General features: G+C 65.0%; 14 protein-coding genes. 4 read left to right on the top strand and 10 right to left on the bottom strand.

Annotated features, from left to right (window positions below; all coding sequences use genetic code 11):
• Positions 1-150: 150 nt before the first annotated feature.
• Complete coding sequence (gene waaA, locus BDD21_RS08870; RefSeq protein WP_120796859.1) at positions 151-1,425, bottom strand: lipid IV(A) 3-deoxy-D-manno-octulosonic acid transferase; 1,275 nt, start codon at positions 1,423-1,425, stop codon at positions 151-153.
• A gap of 52 nt (positions 1,426-1,477) precedes the next feature.
• Positions 1,478-2,920 (bottom strand): bifunctional D-glycero-beta-D-manno-heptose-7-phosphate kinase/D-glycero-beta-D-manno-heptose 1-phosphate adenylyltransferase HldE, encoded by a 1,443-nt coding sequence (gene hldE, locus BDD21_RS08875; RefSeq protein WP_120796860.1) that lies wholly within the window; start codon positions 2,918-2,920, stop codon positions 1,478-1,480.
• On the opposite strand from hldE, the gene BDD21_RS27390 reads away from it, so the two are divergent.
• Both BDD21_RS27390 and BDD21_RS08880 read left to right on the top strand, forming a co-directional pair.
• Positions 2,900-3,793, top strand: a complete 894-nt coding sequence (locus BDD21_RS27390; protein WP_147431017.1) for a hypothetical protein — start codon at positions 2,900-2,902, stop codon at positions 3,791-3,793. The genes hldE and BDD21_RS27390 overlap by 21 nt on opposite strands.
• A complete protein-coding gene (locus BDD21_RS08880; RefSeq protein ID WP_120796861.1) occupies positions 3,742-4,332 on the top strand; it encodes a hypothetical protein in 591 nt (196 codons plus the stop codon). Before BDD21_RS27390 ends, BDD21_RS08880 begins: the two co-directional genes overlap by 52 nt.
• A 141-nt stretch (positions 4,333-4,473) precedes the next feature.
• Here BDD21_RS08880 and BDD21_RS08885 read toward each other — a convergent pair whose 3' ends face one another.
• The 5 genes from BDD21_RS08885 to BDD21_RS08905 form a co-directional block, all read right to left on the bottom strand.
• Positions 4,474-5,772 (bottom strand): dihydroorotase, encoded by a 1,299-nt coding sequence (locus tag BDD21_RS08885; RefSeq protein ID WP_170164717.1) that lies wholly within the window; start codon positions 5,770-5,772, stop codon positions 4,474-4,476.
• Complete coding sequence (locus tag BDD21_RS08890; protein ID WP_120796863.1) at positions 5,765-6,772, bottom strand: aspartate carbamoyltransferase catalytic subunit; 1,008 nt, start codon at positions 6,770-6,772, stop codon at positions 5,765-5,767. The genes BDD21_RS08885 and BDD21_RS08890 overlap by 8 nt, the downstream gene beginning before the upstream one ends.
• On the bottom strand, positions 6,769-7,368 hold the full coding sequence (pyrR, locus tag BDD21_RS08895) for a bifunctional pyr operon transcriptional regulator/uracil phosphoribosyltransferase PyrR (protein WP_120796864.1): 600 nt from the start codon (positions 7,366-7,368) through the stop codon (positions 6,769-6,771). Before pyrR ends, BDD21_RS08890 begins: the two co-directional genes overlap by 4 nt.
• Before the next feature lie 181 nt (positions 7,369-7,549).
• On the bottom strand, positions 7,550-7,984 hold the full coding sequence (gene ruvX, locus BDD21_RS08900; protein ID WP_120796865.1) for a Holliday junction resolvase RuvX: 435 nt from the start codon (positions 7,982-7,984) through the stop codon (positions 7,550-7,552).
• Between the two features lie 48 nt (positions 7,985-8,032).
• A complete protein-coding gene (locus tag BDD21_RS08905; protein WP_120796866.1) occupies positions 8,033-8,596 on the bottom strand; it encodes a YqgE/AlgH family protein in 564 nt (187 codons plus the stop codon).
• Between the two features lie 396 nt (positions 8,597-8,992).
• Here BDD21_RS08905 and BDD21_RS08910 point away from each other — a divergent pair, with 396 nt between their 5' ends.
• Entirely contained in the window at positions 8,993-9,367 is a 375-nt protein-coding gene (locus tag BDD21_RS08910) for a hypothetical protein (RefSeq protein ID WP_120796867.1), read from the top strand.
• 428 nt (positions 9,368-9,795) lie between these two features.
• The gene (locus BDD21_RS29370) at positions 9,796-11,034 is read left to right on the top strand and encodes an IPTL-CTERM sorting domain-containing protein (protein ID WP_484421902.1); all 1,239 of its coding nucleotides are present in this window, start codon (positions 9,796-9,798) and stop codon (positions 11,032-11,034) included.
• A gap of 298 nt (positions 11,035-11,332) precedes the next feature.
• Here BDD21_RS29370 and BDD21_RS08925 read toward each other — a convergent pair whose 3' ends face one another.
• The 3 genes from BDD21_RS08925 to gshB form a co-directional block, all read right to left on the bottom strand.
• Positions 11,333-12,457, bottom strand: coding sequence for an energy transducer TonB (locus BDD21_RS08925; RefSeq protein WP_245969484.1), 1,125 nt, complete (start codon positions 12,455-12,457; stop codon positions 11,333-11,335).
• A 309-nt stretch (positions 12,458-12,766) separates the two neighbouring features.
• The gene (locus BDD21_RS08930; RefSeq protein WP_120799832.1) at positions 12,767-13,861 is read right to left on the bottom strand and encodes an FAD:protein FMN transferase; all 1,095 of its coding nucleotides are present in this window, start codon (positions 13,859-13,861) and stop codon (positions 12,767-12,769) included.
• 261 nt (positions 13,862-14,122) lie between these two features.
• A complete protein-coding gene (gene gshB, locus BDD21_RS08935; protein WP_120796870.1) occupies positions 14,123-15,079 on the bottom strand; it encodes a glutathione synthase in 957 nt (318 codons plus the stop codon).
• Positions 15,080-15,093: the final 14 nt, after the last annotated feature.

Genomic DNA, 15,093 nt, shown 5'->3' on the forward strand with positions numbered 1-15,093 from the left:
GGTCGGCCTCGGCAGACTCGACGATTGTCGGAGCCGGCGCGGTTTAAAGTATTCAAAAATATTAAATTCTAAACCGCGTCTCACGGGGATCGAGGACATCTCCGAAGCCAAACGCAAAATGAAAACGACGCATTTCGCTCTGGACGCGGTTTAGCCTCGCGTCGACGGCAAGCGGGCCTCGATCAGGGCCATGAGCCGATCGAGTGCGCCGCGATTTGCCTCGACGACGCGTCGTCCGTTCTCGCCGATGCGCGCCCGCTCGGTGGCGTCGCTCAGCCAGGAGGTCATGAGTCGCGCCAGCGCTTCGGTGTCGTCGATCACCACCGCGCCTTCTTCAGCACACAGCAGCTGCGTGATGGCCGCGAAGTTGAAATGGTGAGGGCCGATGGCGACGGGAACGCCCGCCGCTGACGCCTCCAGGAGGTTGTGACCGCCGGTCGGCACCAGGCTGCCGCCGATGAAGGCTGCGTCGGCCGCGGCGAGAAAGATCGGGAGCTCTCCCATGGTGTCGCCGAGAAACACCGCCGTGCTTGGTGTGCAGGGCTCCTGTCGGCTGCGCCGGGTGAGTGCCATGCCCTGTCGCGTCACCGTTTCGGCAACGCGATCGAAGCGTTCCGGATGGCGCGGAACCAGCACCAGCAGGGCTTCGGGCAAGACCGTTCGAATGCGTTGATGCGCCGCGAGGACGGGTCCATCCTCCCCTTCATGCGTGCTGGCCGCGACCCACACCGGACGTTGGCTGCCCCACGCGCGCCGCATTGCCTCGGCCTGATCGAGCAGGCTCGCCGACTGTCGTAGGTCGAACTTGATGCTCCCTGTCACCTGGACCCGATCGGGATCGGCCCCCAGTGCGATGAATCGCCGGGCGTCCGGCTCGGCTTGGGCGGCGATCAGATCGAAGTCTTGCAGTGTCTCGCGCGTGAGGCGTGTGAACCGTCGATAGCCCTGAGCGGAGCGCTCCGAGAGCCGGGCGTTCGCCAGGATCACCGGGATGCCGCGTGTTGCGCAGGCATCCAGCGTGTTGGGCCAGATCTCTGTCTCCATGACGATCAGCAGCGCCGGGGTTGTTCGGTCCAGGAAGCGGTCGAGGATTCCCGGAAGATCGTAGGGGGTGTAGCGGTGCGCCACGCTGTCGCCGAGGCGTTCGCGCAGACGCTCGGCGCCTGTGGGTGTCGTGGTCGTCACCAGGACGGACAGCGGCGGGTCGTGCTCGAGCAGGCGCCGGATCAGGGGCTCCGCGGCCTGGACCTCGCCGACCGAGACGGCATGGATCCAGACCTGCGTTGCGGGCCCTGCGGGGCCGAGCGCGAGCCGCTCGCGCACCCGCCGCCGATACGCAGGGGACTTGAGGCTGCGCCAATAGAGGCGAAGGAGTGCGAGTGGCAGCAGGAGGCGCAGCAGGAGCGTGTAGAGAGGTCGGGTCATCGGCGAGGGGGTCGTCTCGGTGTGCGGTACGGAGCGGCGCGTCTGCACGGGTTCAGGTCTGCGGCGCGGCAGCCCGGATGTTGCTCAGGATCCGCGTGGTGGAGCGCCCGGGTAGCAGATCGAGGACGCGCACCTCGCCGCCGTTGGCGCGGACACAATCCGCTCCGGCGATCTCATCCGGTCGGTAGTCCCCGCCCTTGACCAGCAGGTCCGGTTTGACCCGGCAGATGAGTGCCTCGGGCGTGTCATCGGAGAAGGCGCAGACCCAGTCGACCGACGCCAGACCGGCGAGCACGGCCATGCGTTGCTCGACCCCGTTGATCGGTCGCTCCGGACCCTTCAGCCGGCTCACCGAGGCATCGTCGTTGACGGCGACGATCAGGCGATCGCCGAGCCGCTTGGCCTGCTGCAGATAGGCGACATGGCCCTCGTGCAGGATGTCGAAGCAGCCGTTGGTCATGATGATCCGCTCGCCGGCCGTGCGCGCCGCCTCGACCGCGTCGACCAATGCCTCCTGGTCCAGCACCGTATGCCATTCGCTGCCCCGATAGGCGTGCTCCAACTCGCGGGCGGCGACCGTCGCGGTGCCCAATTTGCCGACCGCGAGGCCGGCCGCACAGTTGGCCAGCGCGCAGGCCTCGTCGAGTGCGACGCCCGCGCCAAGTGCGGCGGCCAAGGTCGCGATCACGGTGTCGCCGGCACCGGTCACGTCGAAGACCTCGCGAGCCCGCGTCGGCAGGTGCAGTGCTTCGCTCTCCGGGCGCAGCAGCAGCATGCCGCGCTCGCCGAGCGTGATCAGCATGGCCGTCAGGTCGAGCTCGGCACGCAACCGCTGGCCCCGCTCGATCAGCGCGATGTCGTCGGCGCAGACACCGACGATCGCTTCCAGCTCGGCCCGGTTCGGGGTCAGGAGCGTGGCGCCGCGGTAGCCTGTGAAATCGAGTCCCTTGGGGTCTACGAGCACGGGTTTGCCGTCTGCCAGGGCCAGCGCGATGAGACGCTGCGGGTCGGCCAGCGTCCCTTTAGCGTAGTCCGAGAGCACCAGGAGGTCGCAGGCATCGAGCCCCTCGGAAACCAGTTCCGGCAGCGGGTCGTCGCCGAGCGGCGTCAAGGGCGCCTCGAAATCCAAGCGGATCAGTTGTTGATGCTGGCTCAAGACCCGCAGCTTGGTAATGGTGGGCACATCCGTGCGTCTGTGCAGTCGGGTGTGGATGGCGTGCGCATCGAGTCGTGCGGTCAGCACGTCGGCCGCTTCGTCGTCGCCCGTCACGCCCGTCAGGGTGACATGGCAGCCCAGCGCGGCCAGATTCAGCGCCACGTTCGCCGCACCGCCCGGGCGGTCTTCAACCCGCGCGACGTGGACCACCGGCACCGGGGCCTCGGGCGAGATCCGACGGGTCGCGCCGCTCCAATAGCGGTCGAGCATCAGGTCGCCGGCCACCAGAATACGGGCGCGGGAAAAATCCGGGAAAGAATGAGTCGAGGTCGGGGGCACGACGGGCTCCAGGCGAGAGGACGCGACGAGTCTAGCCGGAAGGCACGGAGTTTTCGAGGAGCGAGGAGCGAGGAGCGAGGAGCGAGGAGCGAGGAGCGAGGAGAGAGGAGAGAGGAGCGAGGAGCGAGGAGCGAGGAGCGAGGAGCGAGGAGCGAGGAGCAAGGAGAGAGGAGAGAGGAGCGAGGAGCGAGGAGAGAGGAGCGAGGAGCGAGGAGCGAGGAGCGAGGAGCGAGGAGCGAGGAGCGAGGAGCGAGGAGCGAGGAGCGAGGAGCGAGGAGCGAGGAGCGAGGAGAGAGGAGAGAGGAGAGAGGAGAGAGGAGAGAGGAGAGAGGAGAGAGGAGAGAGGAGAGAGGAGAGAGGAGAGAGGAGAGAGGAGAGAGGAGCGAGGAGAGAGGAGCGAGGAGAGAGGAGCGAGGAGAGAGGAGCGAGGAGAGAGGAGCGAGGAGCGAGGAGAGAGGAGCGAGGAGCGAGGAGCGAGGAGCGAGGAGCGAGGAGCGAGGAGCGAGGAGCGAGGAGCGAGGAGCGAGGAGAGAGGAGAGAGGAGAGAGGAGCGAGGAGCGAGGAGCGAGGAGCGAGGAGAGAGGAGCGAGGAGAGAGGAGAGAGGAGAGAGGAGAGAGGAGAGAGGAGAGAGGAGAGAGGAGAGAGGAGAGAGGAGAGAGGAGAGAGGAGAGAGGAGAGAGGAGAGAGGAGGCCGCGAGGTCTTCCCCTCGAGACTCACCACTCACCACTCACCACTCACCACTCTCTCCTCACTCCTCTCTCCTCCTTTTAGGTTTATGCTTTCACGCGTTCAACAGGATTGCGTTGGAGGGTCATCGTTATGGGACAAGCCGCACTCAAACAAGAGGTCGACACGCTGCGGGAATACATGAAGGAGCTGAGCTACCAGGCGATGCGCACGGAGATGTCGCTTGCCCGCCTGTCCGAGGAGATGCTCGCGTTCAAAGACGAAAACAGACGGGAACGTCAGCGTATGAACAAGCAATGGGGCGATCTCGCCAATCGCCTCGGCACGCTGGTCGAGGACATCGTGGCGCCCAATCTTCCGCGGGTGGCGGCCGAGCTGTTCTCTTGTCCCGTGGCGGATCTGTTCGGGGTCCGCGTCGTGCGCCGCTTCGGCAGTGAGACCCGCGAGTACGATGCGCTTCTGGTCTGCCCCGACGTGGTCTTGGTCAACGAGACCAAGTCACGCCTGACGGATGCGCATGTCGAGGGGATTCTCGAACGGCTTGCCGAGATCCCCCGCGTCTTTCCGGAGTACGCCGATCGTCGCGCCGTCGGCATCCTGGCGAGTCTCTATCCGGACGCGAGTGTCGTGCGTCGTGCCACGGGCCGCGGCGTCTTGGTGATGGGGATGGGCGAGGAGACCATGCAGGTCATGAACCCGGAGGCTCTTGAGTCCGGCGGTTGAGGCGGCTTGGTAACGGTTCAGAAACAACTTAGCCGTTGCGGATCATTCTCCCCCTCTCCCCAACCCCTCTCCCGCGAGGGGAGAGGGGCTAAGATGGATCACTTGTCTTGAACGGTTGATTGGGAACCGGTCCTGCCTCGATCAGCGATCGCTCGTCCGCTCGAAGACGATGTGTCCATCCAGCACCGTGGCCATGACGCGCCCGTGCATCTGCTTGTGTAGAAAGGGGCTGTTTTCGCCGTGACTTAGGAGTGTCTCCGGCGTCGGTATCCAGCAATCATTCGGATCGAAGAGACAGACATCCGCGGTCGCCCCGGGCGAGAGATGTCCCAGGTCCAGACCCAAGATTTCGGCGGGACCGACAGTGAGTCGGGCGACAACGCCCGGCAGATCGAGTACGCCTTCCGTCACCAGCCGCAGCGCGAGCGGCAGCAAGGTCTCGAGCCCCGAGATGCCCGGTGCGGTCTCGGGGAAGGGGAGCAGCTTGGCATCGGCATCGTGCGGCTGGTGGTCCGAGCAGATGGCGCCGATCTCCCCGGCCGCCAGCGCATGACGCAGGGCATCGCGGTCCGCTCGGGTGCGCAGCGGCGGTACCAGATGACAGTTGGCGTCGAAGCCGTCCAGATCCTCTTCGGTGAGAAAGAGTTGGTGGATGGCGACGTCACCGCTCGCCTGCACCCCTCGGCCGCGTGCCGCAGCCAGCATGACGGTCGCCCGTGCGGTTGAGAGACCACGGAAATGGATGCGTGCGCCGGTCTGGCCGGCCAATGCGAGGTCGCGGGCGACGGCGACCGTCTCGGCGGCCTCCGGGATGCCGGGAAGCCCTAGCCGGGCGCTCACGCGGCCTTCGTGAGCACAGCCGCCGCTGGTCAGGTCCGGGTCTTGCGGATGCAGAAAGAGCGTCAGTCCGAAGGTCGCGGCATACTCCATCGCACGTCGCTGCACCTGGGCGCTGCGAATCGGCCGATCGGCCTGGCTCAACACCGGGCAGCCGGCGAGCTTGAGCGCGGCCATCTCGGTGATCTGTTTGCCGTCGAGGTCTCGGGTCATGGCGCCGGCCGGCACGACACGCGCGAAGCCGTGTCGCTGCGCGGTCTGCCGAATCAATTGCGCGACGGCCGGGGTATCGATGACGGGGGAGGTGTCGGGCGGGCAACAGAGCGTCGTGATCCCGGCCGCCGCCGCCGCCCGAGTCTCGCTCGCGATCGTCGCCTTCTGCTCGAGACCGGGCTCGCGCAGCCGGGCGCTGAGGTCTACGAAACCCGGGCAGACGATCAGTCCTCGCGCATCGATAACGCGCTCCGGTTCAAATCCTAGCGGCGCCTCGCCGATCGCGAGCACGCGCCCGTCGGCAAGGTGCACGTCGACCTCTCGGTCGAGCCGGTTGGCCGGGTCGATCAGGCGCCCGCCGCGAATACTGATTCGGCCGACCTCAGCCATTGGGCTCACCATCCGTCTTGCCGTCCGCCTGCATGGCGATGTTTTGAGTGCCGATGCACATGGACATGACCGCCATGCGGATCGCGATCCCGTTGGTGACCTGCTCGAGGATCACGGAGCGGGGTCCATCGGCGACCTGTGACTCGATCTCGACCCCGCGATTGATGGGCCCGGGATGCATCACGATGGCCTCGGGATGGGCCACGCCGAGGCGCTCTTCGGTGAGGCCGTAGAGCTGGAAGTACTCATGCTCGCTCGGCAGGAGCGCGTTGGTCATGCGCTCGCGTTGCAGGCGCAGCATGATGATGACGTCGACATCGCGGATCCCCTCGCGCAGCTCGTGGAAAACCCGCACCCCGAGCGCCTCCTCGGCGAATGCCGGAATCAGGGTGCGCGGGCCGATCACGCGCACCTCGGCCGCCCCCAAGGTATTGAGTGCGAGGATCTGTGAGCGCGCGACACGCGAGTGCAGGATATCGCCGACGATGGCCACCCGAAGTTTCGCAAAATCCCCCTTGTGGCGGCGGATGGTGAACATGTCCAACATCCCCTGAGTGGGGTGGGAATAGCGCCCGTCCCCGGCATTGATGACGCTCACGTGCGGTGCCGCATGGGCGGCGATGAAATGGGCCGCACCGCTCGAGGCGTGGCGCACCACGAACATGTCAACCTGCATCGCCTCGAGGTTGCGCAGCGTATCGAGCAGGGTCTCGCCTTTGGCGGTGGCCGAGGTGGAGATGTTGAGGTTGAGCACGTCCGCGGAGAGCCGTTTTGCGGCCAGCTCGAAGGTGGTGCGGGTGCGGGTGCTGGTCTCGAAGAAGAGATTCGCGACGACCTTGCCGCGGCACAGCGGGACCTTCTTGACCGCCTGTTGCGTCACCCCGAGAAAGCCTTCGGCACGGTCCAGGATCTCGACCAAGAGCGCTCGGCTCAGCCCTTCGATCGTCAGAAAGTGTTTGAGGTTGCCCTGGCCGTCGAGCTGCTGGTGGCCTGTCTTCATCGACGGGCCTCGTCCTTGGCGCTTGCAGCAGGAGGGGCGGCCGAGGTCTTGTCGGTCTTGGCCGACGATGTCTTCGCGCTCTGCCCGCGCAGGAGAACGAGCGGGTGCGGACCGCTGAGCTTGATCTGTTCGCCCGGCTCGAGCTTGGCATGCAGGCCGACGACATTCGGCTCGATCGGCAGCTCGCGCCCGTCGCGCTCGGAGAGCGTGACCAGGATGACCGAGGCCGGCCGGCCGTAGTCGAACAGGACATTCAGGGCGGCGCGAATGGTGCGACCGCTTTGCAGGACATCGTCCACCAGGATCAGATGGCGATCGTCGATCCCGACCGGCAGATACGAGGGGCGCACCTGCGGATGCATCCCGATGCGGGTAAAGTCGTCGCGGTAGAAGGAGATGTCCAGATGGCCAAGCGGCTCGGTCAGCTCCAACACCTCGTGCAGCCGATCCGCAACCCAGACCCCGCCGGTGTGGATGCCGATCATCAGCGGGGCTTGGATTGCGCGCTCGGCGATGAGAGAGCGCAGCTCATCGGCCATCCGGCCGATGATGCCGTCGATCTCGGCGCTGTCCTTCCAGATCTCGGAATTGATCACTGACGAATGCTCTGGGTTGGGTGCTTGATGGTCAGGATGCTCAAGTGGTGAGTAGCCGGTGAGTCGAGGCGTAGGATGGGTAGAGCGTCAGCGAAACCCATCCTCCAAACCGCAGTGTTCTCCGGTTTCGGTCCGATGCCTTTGGCGCGGGCTGGATGGGTTTCGCTTCGCTCTACCCATCCTACGTGTTTCTACTCGACCCAGCGTCATGCTCGCACAGCCAGGTTTCCAGGATCAGGGCGGCGGCAACGGCATCGACCGCATCCCGGTCCGCGGAGCGTCCGCGCGGGGTCTGTGCGAGCTGCCGTCGCGCCTCGATCGAGGTCAAGCGCTCGTCGATGAGATGCACCGCGAGCCGGAAACGTCCTTCGAGCTGGCGCCCGAACCGATGGACCTGAGCGGACCAATCGACCTCCTTGTCGTCCATGGTAAAGGGCAGCCCCAAGACGAATGCCTCGGGTTGCCACTCGCGCACCAAGGCAGCGATACCGTCCCAATCCGGCTTGTCGTTGCGGCTGCGCAGCGTCGCGAGGGGCGTGGCCGAGCCTGTGATGGTCTGGCCGACCGCGATACCGATCTTGCGCGGACCGAAGTCGAAGCCCAGTAGGGTGGTCATGCGGTGCTCGAACGTGCTCGATCCGATGGGTGGCCGTCCGGACCCGATCTACGCGTGCCCGGCTTCGCCGCTGAGCAGGTTGAGGTCGACCCCCAGCAGTTGTGCCGCGGCGAGCCAGCGGGCACTCGGATCCATCCGAAAGATGATCTCGTGACTGGCCGGACCGCTCAGCCAGGCGTTGGCACTCATCTCCTGCTCCAACTGACCGCTGCCCCAGCCGGCATAACCCAAGGCGACCAGGGTCTGCTCCGGACCTTCGCCCGAAGCGATGGCCTCGAGGACGTCGCGCGACGTGGTGACGCTGATATCCGATGTGATGCTCAGGGTCGAGTCGAAGGTCGGCCCGGAGGTGTGCAGCACGAAACCCCGGTCGGTCTGGACAGGTCCACCCTGGTAGACCGGGATCTGCTCCACGCTCGGGCGCAACGCGACGATCTCGAGCTGGTCCAGAAGCTCCCCGAGCCGGACATCGAGCGGGCGGTTGATCACGATGCCCATGGCGCCCTGATCGGTGTGCTCGCAGACATAGGTCACCGTTCGCGAGAAATTCGGATCCTGAAGACCCGGCATCGCGATCAGGAAATGGTTGGTGAGCGAGGTGCTGAACGACATAGCATTAGTATCCCGGTCAGGGAGATCTCAAGCAAGCCCAAGCGTGTGCTTGCGGCAACCGGATCTCCGGGGTAGGGTTGCGCAACAATCCGTGTTTATCGGCTCGGGAGTCCGCGGGTTCCAAGAAACATCGGCGCTCTCCTGCGAGCCTGCACGCATCGAGCCGGTGCGTCGATGGGGAGTTAAACCGCGTCCAGAGCGAAATGCGTCATTTTCATTGTGTGTTTCGCGCCGGAGACTTCCTTGATCTTGGCGAGACGCGGTTTAAATTTAATTTTTTTCAATAGTTTAAGTCGCGTCAGCTCCGGCGGTCGTCGGGGCCGGCGCGGTCAAGCCGATCCAACACACTACGCATACCGCACCGAGCGCGGTTTAAGCCCCGAGGAGGTTCGGTTCATGGCCTTAGCCAAAGAAGATATCGCCTTCATCAAGGAGCATCTCGGCGAGTGGCTCGTCGAGGTCTCGCTCGGCAAGCCGCCCGCGGTGTATGAGATCGAGCTGCGCGAGCGCATGGTGAGGGTTGAGGAAGAGCTCAAGCATCAGCGCGAGCTGATGCGCCAGGGGTTCGAGCAGGTCGAAAGACGCTTTGAACAGGCCGACAAGCGCTTCGAGCAAATCGATAAACGCTTTGAGCAAGTCGAGCGACGTTTCGAGCAGGTCGACCGTCGATTCGACGAGATGATCAAGCGCAATGACCGCCATTTTCTGTGGTTGATCGGCTTCATCACCACCATTGCCGCCCTGATCATCGCCGCAGGCAAGCTGCTGTAATACTGCAGGTGCATAGGGCATCGAGATCTATCCGCCTCGCGATCGATTGAAATGCGGTATTTTCTGCGTCCCTGAAGTTGAAATTCGGGCACGCGTCGGCTAGGCTTCGCGGCAAGTGTGCAACGTTGCGCGTTTGCGACATCCGCGTTTGACGACGCGACTGTTTGCCGCCGGGGTTGCTGTCGCAGACGAATCGTTGTTAGCGGACCGTTGGCTTGGATGTGGGGTCTGCTTGGGTGTCCAGATCGGTTGATTAAAGAAATTCAGGCTCGGGGTGGCCCGGGTTAAGTTGCGATAGTCGATATTCCGGGCGATTCCGGGGATTCGCGTCGGATCCAGTCCATAAAGACGCTGTTTTTTGACCGCTTTCGTGCGGATATCTCGGTAGCGTCACGCGCTCGTCAACATTAAACAGGGAGTCATTGCTCATGCGAACTCGTTTGGCCCTTCCTTTGACCGGACTGCTGTTAGCGCCGTCATTTTTCTTACCCGGCGTGGCGCTGTCTGCCGACTGCGCCGTTGGTGTCGCCGCAGCCGGATCCTGTACGGTTCCTGCCAATGTGTTTGAGGTTACGGTCGATGCCTGGGGCGGTGGCGGTGCCGGCGGGGGCTCGGGTAACGCCCCAACTCTTCAGGCAAGAGGCGGCGGCGGCGGCGGCGGTGGCGGTTATGCGCAGTCTGTAATTGCTGTCACGCCCGGTGAGACCTTGAACGTCATCGTCGGGGCCGGCGGGGCAGGGTCCCTTGCGGCGAACGGTGGGAACGGCGGTGACTCGACGATTGAGGGTTACGAGGGTGAGATCCTGGCTAAAGGGGGGGCCGGTGGTACCCGCAACGTCAGTGGGGGTCCAACACCGGTAGCAGGTGGCGCCGGTGGATCAGCAAACATCGGTGACTCCACTGCGCCCGGGGTGAATGGAGCAGTGGGTGCGACCGGTACAGGCATCAGCTCGGGCAGCGGCGGTAAAGGCGGCGATGCCACCGGCGGGGCAGGCGGGGCCGCGATTACCAACCTCGGTGGAACCGCCAACGGCAATGCAGGCAGCGCGCCCGGCGGCGCGGGCGGCGGATCCCGCACTTCCCAAAGCGAGGGTACCCGAACGGGCGGCGCGGGCGCCGCTGGTCGGGTCACCTTGACCTTCACGGTCTCCGAGCCCGACCAGGCACTCTCCGGCATCACCGTCGACGGCGGGCAGGACCCGGTCAATGTGCCTGCCGACGGCACATCCTCGGCGACGATTGCGGTCACTGTTGTGGACGGGGACGAGAATCCGCTCTCCGGCTCGGTTGTCCTGAGCGCGGACAGCGCGACCACCGTGATTACCCCGCTCGTTGCTACGAAAACAATCGGGCTATTCACGCCCGCGCCCGGCACCTCCGCGACGGCCTCCTTGATCAACGGTGTTGCGACCTTCAGCGTCACCAACACGGTCGTCGAAAGCGTCACCTACAGCGCGGTCGCCTATACCGACCCCGATCTCCCGCCGGCGAATGGGTTCGCACCGGCGGCCATTGTCGCGATTGAAGGCGATGTGGTTGTGACCTTCGACGCTCTGCCTCCGCCCGTCGGAACCGCCATCCCGACCATGAGCGCCTACGGCCTCTTGGCGATGACCGGTCTGCTCGGCCTGCTTGCGGGTTGGCATCAACGGCGTCGGCGCGGCTGATCCTCTCCGTCCGTAGACACGCCGCCGGTTCCGCAAGGGGCCGGCGGTTTTTTTGGCCTGGTCTCGGGCGGTCATCTCGATCCCCGGCGCCTTAAACCGCGCCCCACGCGGTATGCGATGTTTTTGGATGGGATCGGCCCAGGCGGAGTTGACGACCGCTGGAGCCGGCGCGGTTTAAGCGATCAAAAAAGAGACGATGTTAAACCGCGTCCCCGCTAAGGGCGGTGGATGCACCAAACGCCGAGCTCACTCGAAAACGAGCATCTCGCTCTGGACGCGGTTTAGCGGCTGCCGCTGCTTACTGCTCCCACCCCAACCCCCCGCCGCGCAAAAACTGCCAGGTCCGCACGATATCCAGCACGTCCGTCTCCGCGGCGATGTCGGGCGGGAAGGGGGAGTAGGGCGCTGCAAGCTCCACGATCCGCACGGCGGCCTCGTCGAGCAGGTCGTAACCCGACGAGCGCACGACCCGAATCTGCTCCACGCTGCCGTCCGCGCGCACGGCGACATGCAGGATCAGGCTGCCGAACATGCGTTGATCCCGAGCCGCTTGCGGGTAGTTGAGGTTGCCGATGCGCTCCACCTTGCGCGCCCAGGCGCCCAGATAGCTCGCATAGCGAAACTCCCGCGTGCTCGCGCTCACCGACTTGCGCCGGACTCGGCTTGCGTAGGCGGCGGTCTTGGCCTGGAGGTTGGCCGTGAGGCGATCGATCTCCTCGCCGCGACTGGCGAGGATCGCCGCCGCGTCGACCGGCGTGTCCCGGGCTGGCATCTCACGGGCGGCCATCGGGTCGGGAGGAGGGGGCGGCTCGGGTTGAACCTCGGGCGCAGGTTCGGGCGCAGGCTCCAAGCGTGCGAGCGTTTCGAGGTCCGGCGCAGGCGGCTCGGCTGTCGCAGTCGGGTCCGGAGGAATGGTCTCGACACCGATCGGCTCAAGAGGCGGAGCGACGGCACCTGCATCGAGCGTGCTCGGGGGTGGTTCCGTGACGGCCGGGTCTGGGTCGGCCGATGTGTCGGGCTCTGCCTCCGCCTCGACAGGCGACTCCTGGACCGACTCGATTCGCGTCTCGGGGATGGGTGTCGGAGGCTCGGTCGCCTCGATGTCTTCCGAGACGATCGCGATCGGGTCGTCGTAGACCGCATTGCCGCTGGATGATGCGCCGGACCGATCGATTTGCGACAGGGCTGCGTCCGGGGCTGCCGCACCCCGACCGGCGTCACGCAAGATCAAGATCTCCAGCGCCGATTCCGCGACGCCGCTCGCCTCGCGCCGGGGTGGCTCGAAGGAGACGAGGGTAATCGCACCGACATGAAGCAGCGTGGCCGCCAACAGGGCCATCGTGAGGGTCAAGCCCGAGGAGTCGTGACCGGGCGTTGCGACGAGCGCGCTTGGAATCTGCGGTTCTGGCGACCAACTGGGCATGAGTGAGGATCGATCTCCGGAAATTCCATCCCCGTTGTGCTGACGCTAAACCGCGTCCAGAGCGAGATGCTCACTTTCGAGTGAGTTCGGCGTCTGGTGCATCAACCACCCTTAACGGGGACGCGGTTTAAGTCGCCGCGACACGTCGGTCCGTCCCCCGGGAGCGGTTCACAATCAACCGAAACACGTAGGATGGGTAAAGCGAAGCGAAACCCATCCAGCCCGCGCCAACGGCATCAGACCGAAACCCGAGAACACGGCGGTTTGGAGGATGGGTTTCGCTGACGCTCGACCCATCCTACGCACTCATCAAGGTTCAGTCGCACCCTGCTCCTCGCTCGACTGCATTCCCGGCGCGACCCGAGCGCCGGTGTCGACCAATTCGATCCGATCGGCCATCGCTTGGTTCATGTGCAGGGTGCCTTCGGCATCGACGAGAAGGACATAGCGGATATCCATCGCGCGCGCCACCGCCTCCCAGTCGGTCGGCCCAGCAACGAACATGGCGGTGGCCGCCGCGGCCGCGGTGGTCGCATCCCGATGAAGGACGGTCACCGAGCGGGTGCCGCGCGCGGGCGAGCCGGTTCGCGGATCGATGATCGCATGATAGATCTCGCCCTTGAACACGAAGTTCCGGTCGTAGTCGGCCTTGGTGACGAGGCTCTCGTCGCCGCGCATCGGCACGATGGCGAGCACTCCCGAGCCGCTGGGTCGGGCAATCGTGATCCGCCAGGGCTGGCCGCTGCGATCGCCGATCACGCGGACCTCGCCGCCGGCCTTGATCAGTGCACTTTTGATCCCGAGTTCGCGCAGGTGCTCGATGGCGAGATCCATGGCATGGCTCTTGGCGATGCTGTCGAAATCCAGCTTGATGGCCGGGTTGTGCCCGTGCAGCTCAAGCCCCTCGATATCGATCTGGCGCATACTGGGCGCTGCCGCGACCAATCGCTTGATTTGTTCGGGCGGCGGCGGGCGGCTGCGTACCGCGCCGGCATGGAACCCCCAGAGATCCATCAAATAGCCGATGGCGGGATTGAAGAGTCCGCCGCTTTTTTCCTCGAAGTCCTTGCTCAGGCGGACCAACGGCATGGTCGACGGGGGGGCCACGAACGGCTCCTCGGTCACCAGCATCTGATTGACCCGTCCCATCGGACCGGGTTGCCAGGAATGCCATGCGTCCTGCAGGAAGGCGAAGTCCTGCTGGACCAGGGACGCCGCCTGTTGGGCCTGATGCCGGTCGACGCTGACCAGGCTCAGGTCGACCTGACCTCCGAAGGCGTCGAAACGGATGGTGGTGACCGGGGTCTCTTGTCCGCAGGCGGCGAGTCCGAAGAGGGCAGCGGCGATTGCACACAATCGATGCGCGCGCCGAGGCGAGGCGAGGCGGGAGGATGAATACAGCACGGACACCTCCGGGAATGGGTTGCCGGTCGCGTTCGCTCGCGAGGCCGAGCGAGTCGGATGACCGGTGGGCAATAAACCGCGTCGAGAGCGAAATGCGTCATTTTCACGTTGCGTTTGGCTTTGTGGATATCCTCTATCTCGGTGAGGCGCGGTTTGAAATTTAATCTTTTTAACACTTTAAGCCGCGCCGGCTCCGACAGTCGTCGGAGCAGGCGCGGCCAAGCCATTCCGATACATGACGCATACCGCACCGGGCGCGGTTTAGGTGCGAAGCATGACTCGGGCCTGAATCGCGTCCATCAGATCACCCGCGATGTCGGTGCCGTAGGCGGCATCGATCTCGCGGATACAGGTCGGGCTGGTCACATTGACCTCGGTCAAGTAATCCCCGATCACGTCCAGACCGGCGAAGAGGATCTCGCGAGCCCGTAATTCCGGGCCGACCTGTGCGGCGATCCAGCGATCCCGCTCGGTCAAGGGGCGCGCCTCGGCGGAGGCTCCCGCCGCGAGGTTACCGCGGGTCTCGCCCGGCGCCGGGATGCGCGCAAGACTGTAAGGTGCGGGCTCGCCGTCCACCATCAGGATGCGTTTATCGCCGTCGCGGATCTCTTGGATGAAGCGCTGCGCCATGCAGAAACGTCGGCCGTGCAGTGTCAAAGCCTCGATGATGACGCTTAGGTTCGGGTCGTCCTCGCGTACGCGAAACACCGAGGCTCCGCCCATGCCGTCGAGCGGCTTGAGGATGATGTCGCCGTACTCGCGATGGAAGTCCCGAATCGCACCGGCGCGGCGCGTGATCAGGGTGGGCGGTGTACACTGAGGAAAGGCCGCGGTGAAGACCTTTTCATTGGCGTCGCGCAGGCTGCGCGGGTGATTGACGACCAAACAGCCGGCCGCGTGGGCCTGCTCGAGGAGATAGGTCGTGAAGATATATTCGATGTCGAACGGCGGGTCCTTGCGCATCAACACCGCGCCGAGCGTCTCGAGCGGGCGCTCGATCTCGGCCCCGAGACGATACCAGCCCGCTGGATCGTCCATGACCTCGAGCGGACGCATCCGTGCCAAGGTGAGCCCGTCGCGCGACGACAGATCCGCGACCTCCATGTACCACAGCGGCCAGCCGCGCCTCTGCGCAGCCAACAGCATGGCGAAGGTACTGTCCTTCTTGATGTTGATGGACCCGATCGGATCCATCACGACGCCGAGATCAATGTACATGCGCGCGAGTGTAC

The sequence above is a fragment of the Thiocapsa rosea genome, assembly GCF_003634315.1.
Lineage (GTDB): Bacteria > Pseudomonadota > Gammaproteobacteria > Chromatiales > Chromatiaceae > Thiocapsa > Thiocapsa rosea.

Coding starts and splice junctions, on each gene's coding strand:
- BDD21_RS08885 (WP_170164717.1), bottom strand. CDS start 5,772: ATGGCTGAGGTCGGCCGAATCAGTATTCGCGGCGGGCGCCTGATCGAC.
- BDD21_RS08905 (WP_120796866.1), bottom strand. CDS start 8,596: ATGTCGTTCAGCACCTCGCTCACCAACCATTTCCTGATCGCGATGCCG.
- BDD21_RS27390 (WP_147431017.1), top strand. CDS start 2,900: ATGAGTCGAGGTCGGGGGCACGACGGGCTCCAGGCGAGAGGACGCGAC.
- ruvX (WP_120796865.1), bottom strand. CDS start 7,984: ATGACCACCCTACTGGGCTTCGACTTCGGTCCGCGCAAGATCGGTATC.
- BDD21_RS08880 (WP_120796861.1), top strand. CDS start 3,742: ATGGGACAAGCCGCACTCAAACAAGAGGTCGACACGCTGCGGGAATAC.
- BDD21_RS08910 (WP_120796867.1), top strand. CDS start 8,993: ATGGCCTTAGCCAAAGAAGATATCGCCTTCATCAAGGAGCATCTCGGC.
- BDD21_RS29370 (WP_484421902.1), top strand. CDS start 9,796: ATGCGAACTCGTTTGGCCCTTCCTTTGACCGGACTGCTGTTAGCGCCG.
- BDD21_RS08925 (WP_245969484.1), bottom strand. CDS start 12,457: ATGCCCAGTTGGTCGCCAGAACCGCAGATTCCAAGCGCGCTCGTCGCA.
- waaA (WP_120796859.1), bottom strand. CDS start 1,425: ATGACCCGACCTCTCTACACGCTCCTGCTGCGCCTCCTGCTGCCACTC.
- gshB (WP_120796870.1), bottom strand. CDS start 15,079: ATGTACATTGATCTCGGCGTCGTGATGGATCCGATCGGGTCCATCAAC.
- BDD21_RS08890 (WP_120796863.1), bottom strand. CDS start 6,772: ATGAAGACAGGCCACCAGCAGCTCGACGGCCAGGGCAACCTCAAACAC.